A 16,009-nucleotide genomic window follows, 5' to 3' on the forward strand; every position below is an offset into this window, starting at 1 on the left:
AAGGCATCAAGCCTTATTTTTCTTGATTGCCTCTTCATAAAGAGACAAAGCACTATTAGTGTAACATTCTTGTGAATATTTTTCAATAGATTTTCTTGCATTTTCTTTTAATTTGTTTTTTACATCAGGAAACTGAATCATCATATTGAGCATAACTGGTAATTCTTTGTTATTTCTAAAGAATAAGCCGTTGTCATTTTCTTTGACGACATCTTCTAGACATTGATCGTATTTAACCAATAGTGGCAGGCTTGCTGCTAGGGCTTCGATATAAGTTAGTCCTTGTGTTTCAGTCACTGATGCATTTAAGAACACATCACCTAATTGATAATAAAGACCAATTTTTTCCCAATCCACCATACCCGTAAAATAGCATTTATCCTGTATTTTAAGCGTTTTTGCTTTCTCTTCAAGTGTGTGTCTATGCGGGCCGTCTCCAACTAATAAAAAGACAGCATTCTCGTGATTGATTTTAGAAAAACCGTCAAGTAAAACGTCAATGGATTTTTCCGCACTCATTCTGCCGATGAATAAACAAACGAATTTATCTTTTGGTATACCAATAGATGCTTTCAAGTCATCCACTTGTTCTTTAGTGTATTTGTCACTTTCAAATTTAGAAAGATTAATGCCCGTTGGTACGATGTGATAATCGCCATCGATTTTATATGATTTCATAAGATCAAGTACTTTTTGTGTTGGTGCAATCGTAATCTCAGCGCGTTTGATGAATCGTGTCATGAGTTTTTTCAAGTAGTGCATCAATGGTCTTCTAAAAAACTTGTTCAAAAATGAACTCACATAATGTAGGTACTCTTCATACATGGTATGAACCGTAAATACCATCGGCAAGTTGTGTTTGTCTTTTAAGTGAACTGCCACCGATCCAATTGAGAATTCGGTATGCACATGCATAATGTCCAAATCAAGTGCTTCAATTCGTTTGATGTGTGCAGCAGTAAAAGGCACAAGTCGAAACGCTTGTAGTCCTTTTTTAGGAATAATCATCCCTTTTAACCGAATCACATAAGGATCATCTATGTCTTTCTTACTTGATACAGAGGTTGTGATAATATAGACCTCATGGCCTTTACTTCTTAACCCTTGAACAAGCATATAGATCGACGTCGTTACCCCACTTACGTGTGGTAAATACGCATCTGTAAAAATACCTATACGCATATTAATTCCCTCTCTTTTGTACAATTAAATAACAAATAAATCCATAAAGCATACCAAAATAATAGGTGATAAAACGCCAAACAAGCATTGAGGCAACGAGCATTGGATGACCAAGGCCTCTTAACAATGAAACGAAAATCACTGTAAATGCCCACTCAGTTCCGCCGGACGCCCCTGGGGTTGGCACCCACATCATGAAGGTTGTAGAAAATGCACTCACAGAAATAACAAATGCTAAATCTGACGGTCCCAAATCAAATCCAAATCCCAAGAAAACGACGTATGGAATACTATTTAATAATAAGATACCTACTACCCTAAGCATGGTTGCACCAATAAAGACTCGCTTACGTTTAAACAGTAAACCCATCCCATGTTGGAAGTCTTTAACAAACGAAAATGTCTTTTCTTCTAAAGACTTCATTCTCTTAGTCAAAAACTTGATTTTACCTAAAAGTCTAAAAATACCTTCAAATAATTTATGCATTTTTGGTAAAACAGAAACAAGTACTAAAACGACTAGGATAAGTAAGTTAATGGTATATCCAATCATGATTAAAAACATATATTGATTTAATATGTCTTTTACTTCTCTATAGAATAAAAGCAAGCCAACGGTTGAAACAACTGTCATTACCGTTTGATAAACAATGAAATTAGTCATAAGAATCGATATCGTTTGATCCCCTGAAACGCCTTTTTTATGCAATAAATAGCCTTGGATGGGTTGTCCACCTGAGGCAAATGGTGTAATTGCGTTAAAAAAGTATTCCGATCCTGCAATTGTTAGGCTATCTTTCTTCTTCAGCCGCACACCTAGCCCTGAGGCGATAAAGTGAAGCGTGAACGATGAGACCACCATATGTAACAACGAAATCACTAGACCAATGATAATGTATAATGGGTCAGCTTTTGTTAATGCTTGTTTGATTTCATTGATGTCATTTAAACTAAAGACTATGACTAATAATCCAATCAGTGTGATTAAAACAAAAAATAGATTACCCGCTATTTTTCGTTTAGACGTTTCTTTCTTCATTACATTTCTTCGAGTGCTGTCATCCCAAGTAAGCGCATGCCTTCATTTAGTACGTATCGAATGGCACGAATTAAATTAAGATTGGCTTGTTTAGTGACTTCATCTTCGACAATGATTTTGTGTTGTCCGTAAAATTGATTAAAGTTTGATGACAATTGTAATAAGTATCTAGAGACAACGTGCGGTCCATTTTGTTCTGCCGCTTTCGTTAATACTTGATTAAACTGGGCTAAGTCTTTAATCAACTGAAAGTAAAGATCCCCTTCGTAAATCGATGAATCAAATGAATCTAAGACCGTTTGATTCTTTAAAATTGAAGCGATACGAACACTTGAATATTGTAAGTAAGGGCCAGTTTGTCCTTCAAACGCAAGCATTTGAGACAAATTGAAGTCGACTTCTAAATTGCGGTCGTTTTTCAAATCATTAAAGATGATCGCACCAATACCAACCGCTTTAGCAACCGATTCTTGGTTTTCGAGGTTTGGATTTTTAGCAAGTATTTGATTTTTCGCTTCTTTGATGGCTTCTTGAATCACATCATATAGTTTGACGACTTTGCCTTGTCTTGTCGACATTTTCTTACCGTCTTGTAAAACCAAACCGAAATTAACGTGTTTAATGTCAAAGTCATAACCCATCAAGTTAGTAACGGCTTTAAGTTGTTCAAAATGTAGTTTTTGTTCGTTTCCAACCACATATAATACTTGATCGAAATCATACGTTTTTTTACGGTAAAATAACGCTGCTAAGTCTCTTGTAATGTAGAGGGTTGCACCATCTCTACGCTTGATTAATGCCGGTGGTAGTGGATCAAGTCGGACAATCATTGCCCCATCGTCTTCCACTAAAAGATTCTTTTCTTCAATCATTTGCACAATGGGTTCCATCTTGTCGTTGAAGAATGCTTCACCATCATATGAATCAAACGAGACATTTAACAGTTCATACATCATCATAAACTCTTTTAGTGACTCTTCTCTAAAATACTTCCATAAGCTTAAAACGTCTTCGTCGTTATCTTCTAAAGACTTAAACACCGCTCTTGCGTCGTCTTCCAGGCTAGGGTTTTGTTCTGATTCTTCGTGAAACTTCACATATAGTTTTTGAAGTTCTGTGATTGGATTTTGTTCTACCAACTCTTTGTTTCCCCATAAACGATAAGCCACAATCATTTTTCCAAATTGAGTGCCCCAGTCACCTAAGTGATTGATCCCAACCACGTTGTAACCAAGTTTACGGTAGATATTTTTTAACGCGTTTCCGATCATTGTTGATCTTAAATGACCAACCGAGAAACTTTTTGCGATGTTAGGTGCGGAGTAATCAATACAAATGGTTTTGCCTTTTGATGCTTCTTGAGCGTAGGTTTCTTTTTCCTTATTAATCGTCTTGATGACTTCATTAGCAAACATGGCTCTATTTAAGTCAATGTTTAAAAAACCATTCATAAAGGTTGCGCTTTTGATCATTGATATGCCTTTTAATGCGTCTTTGATTTCCTCTGTTAATTCTGGCATTTTTTTATTTTAATGTCTTTGCAATTGCAAAAAGTGGCACTGCGATGTCCGCATTCCCACGTTTTGGTTCTTCTACCACGACATTATCTAAGTGATACAATTCTTCGATTATTTGTTTAATCTCTAGTTTTAATTTTAAAATCATAACGTCACCGTTCTTTCTATTTCATACAAAAAAAGCACGCGAGTGCTTTTCATTTTTTATTCAACGTCAATCTTTGAAAAGAATGCTCTAATTTGTGCAGCGGTTGAACCAGAATTTTCTGATGCTCTATCAGATACTTTTGCACCTTCGTTAAAGAAATAAACTTTAGGTGTTGCGTTTAGTTCAATGCTGTATTTGGTTTGTAACTTTGTAATGTTTGAGTCTGAGACTTTTGTTGCCTCTAAATAATAAATGTACTTCAGTGAATCTTGTAACCCTGCATTTTTGAATTCAAGGTCATAATACCCGATTTCGGACACACAGTAAGCACAGCCGGTATAACCAAAATAAAATACCACTGGTTCTTTACTGTCGATTTTTTTGATTAAATCGTTAACTGAAATGGTTTTAAAGACGTGATCTTCAACCAAGTTCGTTGATCCTGCGGATGAATATGCTTTGTAGATTTTCTTTTGATCATTTGGTTGTAATAAAATGATTAATGCCACAAAAATGGTAATGACTAAACCCACAATAATTAAATTAAGTGGTTTCACTGTAACTTTTGGATTTTTATATGATTTTTTCATGTATATTTCTCCTTTAAAATCGCTAAACTTATTATAACACAACCAAAAGGTTATATCAATTTAAATTCTTGAATTTGTGACTGATTTTAGAATCGCTTTCTAACTTGTGTAAACCGTTACATTATATTATAATTAAGATAGATGTTTAAAAAATCGACTTAGGAGAAACCTGATCAATCAAACATCGCTCATTGATTTTGGTTAAAAACGACCTATGAATCTACTTTTTTGCGCAAGTGAAGCCGTTCCATTCTCAAAAACGGGTGGATTAGCGGACGTTGCGGGTGCACTTCCAAAACAAATTGTAAAATTAGGGCATCAAGTCATTGTATTAACCCCGATGTACGAATCAATCTACAAAAATATCGATGATTTCACACATTTAGGTCAAAAAGAAGTTTACATTCAAAACGAAACCTACTTGGCCAACTACTATCAAACCATTGTTGATGGCGTTACTTATGTCTTTATTGAAAACGATTTGTTATTCAAACGAAAAGGCTATTATGGCTATTACGATGATGAAAAGCGTTTTATCTTTTTCTCATATGCTATTTTAGAGTTTGTTACACTAACGAATCGCGTTGATTTAATTCATTTAAACGATTGGCAAACAGCCTTGATTCCTTACTTGCTCGATGAGTTATATCGTCACAAAAAAGGCTATGAGCATTTAAAAACCTTGTTAAGTATTCATAACTTGGAGTATCAAGGGTCATTCAACAAAGACTTCTATCCCATGATTGGTACGCCATTTTCGTACGCCTATATTCATTTTGATCGAATCAATTTCTTAAAAGCTGGCATCATGAGAGCCGATTACATTAACACCGTTAGTCAAACTTATAGTAACGAAATTAAAACACAGTACTACGGTTTTACATTAGACGGTGCACTCAACTCGAGGGCTTCTAATTTTAGAGGCATCTTGAATGGGATTGACTATGATATTTACAACCCAGAAACCGATGCGTTTATTGATTACCCATTCAATCAAAAGAATTTTATTACTCAAAAAAGAAAAAATAAACTGGAACTCCTTAAATCTTTAGGCCTTGATCAGTCAAGTGACATTGCACTCGTTTGTTATATTGGTAGACTCGCCAAACAAAAAGGCGTTGATTTATTCATGACGACACTTGAAGAAACCATATGCAAATCAAACGCCAATTATATTTTTATTGGCAGCGGCGATGAAATTTATGAGAATTTCTTAAGAGATTTAAGCTACAAATACCCTTCTAAATTTTACGCCTATATCGGATTTAATAATAGTCTTGCCCATCAAGTTTACGCTAGTTCGGATATTCTTGTGATGCCAAGTCAATTTGAACCTTGTGGTCTTTCTCAAATGATTGCCATGCGCTATGCCACATTACCAGTTGTCAGAGAAACCGGCGGTCTAAAAGATACCGTCATTCCATATAATAAATACACCAAGGAAGGCAATGGCTTTAGTTTTGCAAACTACAACGCTCACGAACTTCGAGACGTACTTCTTTCAGCGATTTCGTTACACAATAACGACAAAAAGTCATGGCGAATTTTACAACGTCACGCATTAAATGAAGATTTCAGTCTCAATAAAATGGGTATCGCTTATCTAGAGCTATACCAAGAGATCATTAAATAGGAGGATAATCACATGGAAACATTAGCACTCATCTTAGCTGGAGGCAAAGGCTCAAGGCTGGATATCTTATCAGAAAAACGTAGCAAACCTGCGGTTCCATTCGCTGGGAAGTTTCGAATCATCGACTTTTCATTATCAAATTGTACAAACTCAGGTATCTATGACATAGCAATATTAACTCAATACCTCCCACTATCATTAAACGAACACATCGGTAGTGGAAAACCTTGGGATTTGGATAGAAGAGATTCCCAAGTCACACTGCTTCAACCACATAACTATTGGTATTTAGGTACCGCCGATGCGGTCTTAAAAAACATCGAATTTATACAACGAAGAAACCCAAAATATGTCCTTATTCTATCTGGCGATCACATTTATAAAATGAATTATAAAAAGATGATTGAGTCTCACATTAAAAATGGGGCTAACCTAACCATTGCGACTCAAAAGGTCCCAATGAATGAAGCCAATCGATTTGGCATCATCGAACCAGATGAGAATCTTAAAGTCATTGGGTTTGAGGAAAAACCGACAAATCCAAAATCCAACCAAGCCTCAATGGGGATTTATGTTTTTGATGCTGAGACATTATATACCGCGTTAAACAACATTACCGATCCAAACCTTGATTTTGGAAAACACATCATCCCGACATTAATTAAAGATAGCAATATCAATGTCTATGCCTATGAGTTTGAAGGCTACTGGAAAGACGTAGGTACTTATGATTCTTACCTTGAAACAAGCATTGATTTATTAAATACAAAAGCCAAAGTTAAGCTCGATTTATACGAAGAAGACTGGCGTATCTACACTAGAAGTGAAGAAATGCCACCTGTAAAAGTAGGAGAGAACGCCAATATCGTTAACTCGCTTATATCTAATGGTTGTGTGATTGAAGGCACCGTCATCAATAGTGTCTTAAGTCCTGGGGTTTATGTTGGACCAGGCGCTGTAGTTAAAAACTGCGTTGTTTTTACAAATGCTACCATTAAAGAAAATGCACATATTGAGAAATCCATTTTGGATAAAAAAGTCGTTGTCGGAAAAAACGCCATTATTGGTGCGTCAAATGACTACACGCCTAATAAAGAAAAACCAAGTATACTCAATTCTGGAATCAATGTGATTGCGAAGCATGCCGTCATACCTGATAACATTACGATTAGACGTAATTGTCGTATTTTTAGACACGCTAAGTTTGATACAAACATCGTCGAAAGTGGTTCAACCATCAAATAGTAAAAAAATAACGCTTTGAGCCATGCTCGAAGCGTTTTTAATTTAGTTATCTACTCGTAGCTAAAAAGAATAATGCAATCGTCCCTGGTCCACTGTGTGCACCAATGACTGGTCCGACAAAATTAACAATTTCTACGGTCGCGTCTAACTCTTTTTCAATCATTTCTTTTAAATGTAGTGCTTGTTCAAGGTCATCCCCATGAGAAATAAATACGGTTTTTGATAAGCTTGGATCGTAGGTTTCTTTCATTTTATGGAACAGTGACATAACCGCTTTTTTGCGTCCTACCACTTTCATTCTTGAAATCAATCTGCCTTCGTTATCCACATGAAGTACTGGGTTTATATTAATTGCTTTTGCGACAAACGCTGCAACGCCACTAATACGACCACCACGTTTTAAGTGTGAAATATCATTGACTGTAAACCAGTGAGCAACGTTCAATTTAATAGTCTCAACGTATTTAAAGACTTCCTCTAAGGATTTGCCCTTACTTGCTTCTTGAGCTGCTAAATAAACGATTAACCCTTCACCTAGTGAAGCCGCTTTGGTATCTACAAGGGCAATCTTACGCTTCGGATATTTCTTTTCAAGCTCTTCTTTGGCAATACGTGCTGAATTATAAGTCCCAGAAAGTGCACTTGAAAATGCTAAGATTAAAACGTCTTTACCTGATTCTAAAATTGGACTTAGTGCTTCCTCATAATCACTCACATTAATCTGTGAGGTGGTTGGAAGTTCACCTTGTCTTATGCGATCGTAAAACGCTTTAGGCTCCATGCTTCTATTATCTAAATAGTTCGGAAAAACGTCTTCTCCGAAAATAAATTTAAGTGGTAGTACTTCTAAGTTTAATGACACAGCAACATCATTTGGTAAATCAGTGGATGAATCTGTAACTATAACAAACTTGTTCATATAATTAACCTCCCTTTTTAACCATTATACATTAAAGTATCGATTATTACTAACTGTTTTTAATCTCTTCAATTAAGTTCGGATTAAACGTTTGATTTTTGATCATTTGAATTTCAAATAAATAAGGTGCTTTTTCTTCAACATAAGGGGTTTCTAAAATTTTAGGAATGTTCTTAAAATCCTCACTATAAACGACTTTTAGCAAACTATCAAAACCAATTTGGCCAAACCCAAAGTTTTCATGACGATCTTTTGCTGCACCTTGAGGGTTTTTAGAATCATTGATGTGAAACACACTGATGTAGGATTTGCCTACAATTCGATCGAATTCCGCTATTACACCTTCAAAATCATCTTTAATTGAATAACCTGCGTCTGAGGTATGACACGTATCAAAACAAACCGATACACGTGATTTGTCCTTAATTTGGGCAATCATGTCTCTAATTTCTTCAAATGTCTTACCCATTTCATTGCCTTTACCCGCCATGGTCTCAAGTGCGATTCTGACGTTTAAATCCTTCGTGTTTTCAATTACTTGATTAATGCCTTCACAAATCCAATTTAACGCTGCTGTTCTATCTTTACCAACGGCTGAACCTGGGTGTAAGACAATTTGATCAACGTGCATTTTTGACGTACGAATGACTTCTTTGGTTAAAAACTCAACAGCAAACGCACGTTTTTCTGGATCTGGATTAGCCAAGTTGATGATGTATGGTGCGTGAACCACCACATTTTTAAAATCAAGATTGGCTTCTTTCATGAGTTTCTCTGCTTCTTCTATTTTTAAATCTTCAATTTTTTTTCTAATTGTATTTTGAGGTGCGCCCGTATAGATCATAAAGGCCGTTGCCCCATAACTGATTGCTTCTTTTACCGCACCTTCGTACATGTCTGGTGCGCTCATTTTAACGTGTGAACCTAATTTTAACATTATTTTCCTCCGTATCTAACGATGTTTCTCGCTTTTTTGATTTTTTCTTTATTTTTCTTTTTATAATTTGGTGTTACTTTGGTTGGTTTTTTGATCTTACGAATTTCTTTTAATTCGTCTTCAGAAATCCCGTTTTTTATTTTACGTTCGGTTTTAATCAACTCGTTATTTCGGATGTTGTATTTCGTAAACGTAATGTTCTTTTTCTTTAACGTGTCAATTTTTCGGCTGTTTTCTTTTGTTACTAAAGAATAAACAACACCTGTTTTTCCCATACGACCGGTTCTACCACTTCGGTGGATATAAAAATCCAGTTCAAATGGCAAGTCGTAGTTAATGATGTGGCTGATGCCATCAATATCGATGCCTCTTGCGGCAATATCACTTGAGACGACGTATTGATATTTAAGTGCTTTAATCTCTTCAATTAAACTCTTTCGTTGTCTTAAAGGCACTTTTGAGGAGATCATCGTTACTTTTAAGCCTTCGTCTTGTAAGACGTTAAATACCGCTTCGATGTCATCATTTCTTGAAACAAAGACCAAACATAGGTAAGGATTAATTGATTTAACTAACTCTTTTAAAACCGTGTTTCTTGTTTCGTGTTGTGTCTGAATCAACGCATGTTCAATTTGAAGTTTTGACGGGTCTTTCAAATCAATGATGAACGCATTACCGAAATATTTTCTCACCCATGAATTTAGACCTTCTGGGAGTGTGGCAGAAAACATCAAGATTTTACTTGATGGGATGGCTTGAAATACTGGATCTAAGGTCGTGATGAAGTCTAGATCAAACATCATATCAGCCTCATCTAGGATAATGGCTTTTGTCGTGTAGATTTTAAGCGCATTTTCTTTAATGGCGTAATCTTGAAGCTTACCTGGTGTGGCAATCACTAATTGTGGTTGTCTTTTTCTTAATGACTCTAAATCTTTGTTTCGGTCTTTACCTTGATAGTACGCCTTGACGTCGATATCAAGTTCTAAATCCTTGACCATCTTTTCGACTTGAATGACTAAATCGTTTGTCGGTACACAAATCACACCTTGTACTTCTTTTAGTTCTTTGTTGATTTGATTAACCATTGGAAGTAAATACGCGTGGGTTTTGCCAGTGCCGGTTGGTGCTAGACCAATGATCCGGTTGTATTTGTCAAACGCATCAAAGATTGCGATTTGTATTTCTGTATATTCTTTAAAACCTAAGGCTTGAATCTTTAACTCTATTTCTTTATTAAACATATAAAATCACCACACTTATTATAACTGATTGTGCAAAAATTTCCTAATCATTAGGATTTATTTTTTTGATAAGGTATAATCTAATTTGAAGAATTAATCGATTGGAGTGTTTTAACTATGAGCTTAGAGGTTAAAGATTTAAGACCAAGGGGTTATTGTCACGGCGTCGTGCGTGCCCTACAAATTGTAAAAAAAGTCATAAAGGATGATACTTACCCAAGACCCATCTATATTTTAGGGTTAATTGTCCATAATAAAAAAATAACGGAGGCGTTTAAGCATTACGGGGTTATTAGCTTAGAAGATAGTAATAAAACCAGACTTGAACTACTAGATGAAATTAATGAAGGCACGGTCATATTTACCGCTCATGGCGTCTCTGAACAAGTCATTGATAAGGCAAAACATAAGAATCTCACCTACTTAAATGCGACTTGTAAAGACGTTGATAAAGTCCACGTCGCCGTCAAAGAAAAGCTAGGTGAAGGTTATGAAGTTACCTACATTGGACACAAAAATCACCCTGAACCCGAAGGCGTTCTTGGTATTTCAAATGAAATCACTTTTTTAGAGACCAAACTCGATGCGCTAAACTTCGTGATGAAAGACCCAAATAAACCGTTGTTTGTAACGAATCAAACGACCCTTTCGAGATACGACATCAATGAAGTTTTAAATGTCTTATTGGTTAAGTACCCAAACCTTCTTTTTGATGATGATATTTGTGATGCAACCACACTTAGACAAAAAGCTGTAATAGATCAAGAAGACAGTGATTTGTTAATTGTTGTTGGTGACCAATTATCATCAAATTCAAACAAACTCGCGTTTGTCTCACAACACAGTAGAAACATTAAATCAATTCGAATTGAATCGGTTGAAGACATTGATATTGATTGGTTAAAAGACATTAAAAAAATATCGGTGACCGCTGGTGCTTCTACCCCAACAAAAGTAACTCAAGAAGTGATCAACTTTCTAAAACAGTTCGATAAAACCAATCCAGACACATGGAATACATCATCGAAGCTAACTTATCTTGATATATTGAGCTAAAAAAACAAGACAACCAACCCTTTTAATTGTGGGTTGGTTGTCTTTTTATGTTTCAAAAATTACGCGTCGTAACTACTCATTAGTTGCGATGGTGTTTTTCTTAAAATCATGATAATTGGTAATAGTCCGAATAGAATATTCGTTGCTAAAACGATGAGTATCGTAAAAATCGTACTAAGGAAGGTGACCCTAACAATCCCTTGTTCAATCAAAATTGGATTGAAGTTTGTGATGTAATAGATACCTAGGAAAAATCCAATCATTGAAGTTACCCCAGTAATGACCAAGACTTCAATCAAATAGGTCTTATATAAGTCTTTTTTTCTGACCCCTAAGGCTCTAAACACAGATAATTCACCCATGCGGTCTAAGACCGACGTACGCATCACAAAGAATAAGCTCACCCACGTTACGGAGAGAATAATCAAACTAAAGATGGATAAGGAGATAAAAAGCGTTTGCCTTTCATCCATAAAATTATCTCTTTCAATGGTTGTCAGGTCTTCAATACCTTCAAACGACGTGTTTAATTTTAAGTACGCTATTGTCTGTTTTACATCGGTTGAATGGACGAAGAACTCCCTTGAATTACCAAACTCTTCATTGATGTATCCTTCGACCGTGTCGTATTTCGGTTGTTCTTCAAAAACCGTCCAGTACTTGGTTTGATAATAGGTCAGTTGGTCCATAGTGAATGTGCCATATTGTCTTTCAGTAAATCCGACAATTGTGAACTCTTTACCATAAAATATCATCGTTCTACCGGTAATCTCTTTCATCGAATTGATGCCTAACATCTTGTATATCGATGAAGAGTACTCGTGATTTATTTGTTTTAGTAAGGACACATCGAGTAACACTTCATTGGTATTTTCAATATTTCTACCATAAATAATCGATGTGCCAACGTTTTCTAAATCAAAGTGTGGGTATAAATAAATTCGATCATCTTTACCATAGTTCAAATTAAACTGATCGAAATAGGGAACGGATATTTGAATTTGATGTTGCTCAGGTCTTGGGACCATATAGGTAAGACCCGTTGCCCCATCAATTTGGCTATAAGTTGCACGGTAACCGTCTTTTACTGTGACAAGCACCATATTGACCGGCCTAGACATGTAATTTTCTTCAGCCGCATCAAATGCCGCATAAAGTGAAGCGGAGATAAACGATAATATCAGCCCACTAATTAAAAAGCCAATAAACAAGAGACGCTTACGTTTGGTTTGGTTGATGATTTTTGAAAACGCCAAACGAAAACTGTGTTTTAGTGAAATGACTGGTTGGTTCTTCTTTTTCTTGGTTTCATCAATAATGGATTCGTAATCAAACGAATGTACCTCTTGTGCTTCTTGTTCGTCTTCGTAATGGGCATCAATGAGTTTGACCTCATTATTTTGATCGAACAATTGTATTTTTTTGAACTTTTGATTTCCAAAGTCGATGTAGAGTGTGCCATTGTTTAACACTAACTTTAGATTTAATGCCTGAATGTCTTCTTGATCACTGTACAAGTCGACGTTTAATAACCCATCATTTAATTCATGTCTGTGTAAGTCTTTTAGATAGATGTCGGTGTCTTGTCTGACGCGGTAAAGATTACCTAAGCCGGATGAGGCACTATCGTCAACAATTTTACCATCTTGAAGTTCAATGATCCTCGTCGCATAGGCCGTTGCTAATTCTCTTTCGTGTGTGACTAATAAGACCAGTTTGGTCTCTGCGATTTTTTTGATGATGTTCATGACCTCAATCGTGTTTTTCGAATCGAGGTTTCCGGTTGGTTCATCCGCAATAATGACCTGCGGGTTTTTCGCAAGGGCTCTTGCGATAGCCACACGTTGTTGTTGCCCACCAGAAAGCATCCCTGCTTTACGTTTTTTGTAGTTTTTGAGTCCAACGGCTTCTAATAGGTAGGTGATACGCTTATCAATTTCATCTTTATCGGTAATGCCTACCATGTTTAGTGTCAATCTGATATTCTCATAAACGGATAATTGTTCAAGTAGCAAGTAGTTTTGAAAGATATAGCCGATGTGCTGATTTCTGATTTCATCCCACTTAGAGACTTTGTATTTATCGATTTTTATGTCGTTAAACATAATCTCGCCTTTAACTTTATCTAGACCACCTAAGACGTTTAAAAGTGTGGTCTTCCCAGAACCTGAAGGTCCTAATAAAACGACTAAACCCTTATCTGGTAAGCTGACTTCGATATCATTGATGACGTGAATCTCATTTTTTCGATTTTTATTAAAATACTTATTTAATTTGCCTGTTTTTATCATGTCCATCACCTAGTTTTCCGATTTAAGCGTTGTAATGACGCTCTTACCAAAGAGTTTAACAGAGAATTTTCTTGCCATCATTAGCCCGATACCCACAAAGATTACAATAAACCAAAAATGCATTTGTGGGATTATGTATTTAAATATAACGACATTTTTAAATTGCAATTGAATTAAGAAGCCAGCAACATAAGAGAATATAAACCCGAATAGCACATAAAAGACTTGTTCGATGTATAAAATACTGACTAAATCTCTTCTGCTTGCACCAATCGATCTAAAAATGATGAAGTCTTTTTTCCTTGAGTTGATGACATTTTTTTGTACAAGGTTTAATGCAATATAGACAAAGCCTAAAACAATCAACATGATGAACAACAACCCAATGGTTAAGACGTTAGCAAAACTTGACTCTGAAGCACCTGCTGGATAGACAACATAGTAATCACTTGATATTGAGTCTAACACCAATGTTGCATCAAATTTATCTTCTGTGTTTAACGTGATTTGATAAGGTGCTTGATAAAACAGAGCCTGTGCGGTATCAAGACTCATTTCGATTAATTCGAAACTAGAACTTGACAAAGTTGTTTCTTTAAACGTCACATTGTTAATCGTGCCATCTTCGTATGGCAAGATTGAAGTGACACTCAACCCAGTTAAGCTCTCAAAAGGTGAAAATACGTCTAAACCTAGTTGACTTGCTATGTATTGAGCTAAATCAATTTGCATTCTTATCTCATTAAATGGTACTTGACTGTTTAAATAATAATAGGATTTAAATATCACATTGTCTTTTGCGTTATTTTCTTGGTGAACTGTGATTTGATTGGTCATCATAAAAAGTGTCATAATTCTCGGCATTTGACTTAAATCATCTTTCGGTCCATTAAAGAAGTCCTCATGGAAAAATCCAATTTCCCCGGAACCACCATATAGATACAAATCATCCCTGTAGTAACCAACCACCGTTAATTTATAGCCATCAACCGATGTGTTTTTTCCATCCAAATAAAGTTCAAAATCAATACCGAGACCACTACCGTCCCAATCTCTTAAAAGAACCTCATTTTCATTTTGTGGTAACCGTCCTCTAACGAGCCAAGCATCATCAAAGTAAACTAAGCTTCTTGGGTTGATTTGTCTACCATAGTCTTCATTAAACAATGAAATTGATAAATCGTTAACCAAGTCATAATTTGAGACACTAAGGACTCGGTTCATCGATTCAAAACGATTTATCTCACTAAGTGTAAAGGGTGTTTCGTCTCGTTTTTTAACAACTAATCTTCCTGGATGCAAGTTCGTAAAGACACTATTGTAACCATAATACGTGTTTTCACTATTTGATCGTTGATAGTTAGAATAGACTAAAAACACCGATAAAATCGAGACCATCGTAAATAGTAACAAGATCATGGATTTTTTTGGTATACGATACATATTTTTCAACGAAAATCTCAGTAAATCAATGATATTCATCTGATAATGTGCAATCGGTGCACGTTCTTCTTTTATCTCAACTGACTTTAGCTCTTTGTCTTCAACGATTTCACCATCGTACATGCGAATCTTTCTTGTGGCATAAGGCGCAACTTGCTCGTAGTTGTGTGTCACAACAACCACCAGTTTTTCTTTCGCAATTTCTTTTAATAACGCCATAATCATTTCGCCAGATTGTTGATCTAGATTCCCTGTGGGTTCGTCAGCAACAATGATTGGACAATCTTTAGCAAGTGCTCTTGCGATAACCGCACGTTGCTTTTGTCCGCCTGATAATTTAGAGGACCGGTGATTAACGTGTGAACTAAGCCCAACTTTATCAATCAACTCAAGTGCTCTTGATTTTCTTTTTTCTTTTGGATAGCCTTGCAGGGCTAAGGCAATCATAACGTTTTCTAATACTGTATAAGAATCAATGATGTTATAGTTTTGAAACACAAAACCGATGTATAGTTTTCGGTACTGTTCTAATTCATCGGTTGAGTAATAAGACGTTTCTTCACCTAAAACATACATTTCCCCATCGTCGTATTTATCAAGGCCAGAAATAACGTTTAATAGCGTTGATTTCCCACTGCCTGATTCCCCAGTGATTGCAACAAACTCACCAATCTTGAGCTCTAAGTTCACTTTTCTTAGACCCATAACTACATTTGCGTCCGTGGTATAGTATTTTGAAATACCTTCTAATCGAATCATATTACC

The 16,009-nt window shown here is 35.8% G+C and carries 13 protein-coding genes; 3 read left to right on the top strand and 10 right to left on the bottom strand.

Annotated features, from left to right (window positions below; genetic code table 11):
• Positions 1-6 precede the first annotated feature (6 nt).
• Genes mgs through BN853_RS05625 form a run of 5 tightly spaced genes read right to left on the bottom strand, consistent with a single transcriptional unit; the run spans position 7 to position 4,476 of the window.
• Positions 7-1,182 (bottom strand): alpha-monoglucosyldiacylglycerol synthase, encoded by a 1,176-nt coding sequence (mgs, locus tag BN853_RS05610; protein ID WP_030004985.1) that lies wholly within the window; start codon positions 1,180-1,182, stop codon positions 7-9.
• 1 nt (position 1,183) lies between these two features.
• Entirely contained in the window at positions 1,184-2,221 is a 1,038-nt protein-coding gene (locus tag BN853_RS05615) for a lysylphosphatidylglycerol synthase transmembrane domain-containing protein (protein ID WP_030004986.1), read from the bottom strand.
• Positions 2,221-3,741, bottom strand: coding sequence for an arginine--tRNA ligase (gene argS, locus BN853_RS05620; protein ID WP_030004987.1), 1,521 nt, complete (start codon positions 3,739-3,741; stop codon positions 2,221-2,223). The genes BN853_RS05615 and argS overlap by 1 nt, the downstream gene beginning before the upstream one ends.
• Positions 3,742-3,745: 4 nt before the next feature.
• Positions 3,746-3,886, bottom strand: a complete 141-nt coding sequence (locus tag BN853_RS09040) for a hypothetical protein (protein ID WP_030004988.1) — start codon at positions 3,884-3,886, stop codon at positions 3,746-3,748.
• Between the two features lie 56 nt (positions 3,887-3,942).
• Positions 3,943-4,476, bottom strand: coding sequence for a DUF6568 family protein (locus BN853_RS05625; RefSeq protein ID WP_030004989.1), 534 nt, complete (start codon positions 4,474-4,476; stop codon positions 3,943-3,945).
• 214 nt (positions 4,477-4,690) lie between these two features.
• Between BN853_RS05625 and BN853_RS05630 the strand changes: the two genes are divergently transcribed.
• Both BN853_RS05630 and BN853_RS05635 read left to right on the top strand, forming a co-directional pair.
• Complete coding sequence (locus BN853_RS05630; protein WP_030004990.1) at positions 4,691-6,109, top strand: glycogen synthase; 1,419 nt, start codon at positions 4,691-4,693, stop codon at positions 6,107-6,109.
• A gap of 12 nt (positions 6,110-6,121) precedes the next feature.
• Positions 6,122-7,354 carry a glucose-1-phosphate adenylyltransferase gene (locus BN853_RS05635; protein ID WP_030004991.1) on the top strand — a complete coding sequence of 411 codons (1,233 nt, stop codon included), beginning with the start codon at positions 6,122-6,124 and terminating at the stop codon, positions 7,352-7,354.
• A 46-nt stretch (positions 7,355-7,400) separates the two neighbouring features.
• Here BN853_RS05635 and BN853_RS05640 read toward each other — a convergent pair whose 3' ends face one another.
• Genes BN853_RS05640 through BN853_RS05650 form a run of 3 tightly spaced genes read right to left on the bottom strand, consistent with a single transcriptional unit; the run spans position 7,401 to position 10,454 of the window.
• Positions 7,401-8,273, bottom strand: a complete 873-nt coding sequence (locus tag BN853_RS05640) for a DegV family protein (RefSeq protein ID WP_030004992.1) — start codon at positions 8,271-8,273, stop codon at positions 7,401-7,403.
• Positions 8,274-8,322: 49 nt separating this feature from the next.
• Positions 8,323-9,210 (bottom strand): deoxyribonuclease IV, encoded by an 888-nt coding sequence (locus tag BN853_RS05645; RefSeq protein WP_030004993.1) that lies wholly within the window; start codon positions 9,208-9,210, stop codon positions 8,323-8,325.
• Positions 9,210-10,454, bottom strand: a complete 1,245-nt coding sequence (locus BN853_RS05650) for a DEAD/DEAH box helicase (RefSeq protein WP_030004994.1) — start codon at positions 10,452-10,454, stop codon at positions 9,210-9,212. Before BN853_RS05650 ends, BN853_RS05645 begins: the two co-directional genes overlap by 1 nt.
• A 117-nt stretch (positions 10,455-10,571) precedes the next feature.
• On the opposite strand from BN853_RS05650, the gene ispH reads away from it, so the two are divergent.
• Complete coding sequence (gene ispH / locus BN853_RS05655) at positions 10,572-11,510, top strand: 4-hydroxy-3-methylbut-2-enyl diphosphate reductase (RefSeq protein WP_030004995.1); 939 nt, start codon at positions 10,572-10,574, stop codon at positions 11,508-11,510.
• A gap of 59 nt (positions 11,511-11,569) precedes the next feature.
• Here the strand turns inward: ispH and BN853_RS05660 are convergent, their stop codons facing one another.
• Entirely contained in the window at positions 11,570-13,801 is a 2,232-nt protein-coding gene (locus tag BN853_RS05660) for an ABC transporter ATP-binding protein/permease (RefSeq protein WP_030004996.1), read from the bottom strand.
• 9 nt (positions 13,802-13,810) lie between these two features.
• Positions 13,811-16,003 carry an ABC transporter ATP-binding protein/permease gene (locus BN853_RS05665; RefSeq protein WP_030004997.1) on the bottom strand — a complete coding sequence of 731 codons (2,193 nt, stop codon included), beginning with the start codon at positions 16,001-16,003 and terminating at the stop codon, positions 13,811-13,813.
• Positions 16,004-16,009: the final 6 nt, after the last annotated feature.

This window comes from Paracholeplasma brassicae (genome assembly GCF_000967915.1).
In the GTDB taxonomy this organism is placed as follows: domain Bacteria; phylum Bacillota_I; class Bacilli_A; order Acholeplasmatales; family UBA5453; genus Paracholeplasma; species Paracholeplasma brassicae.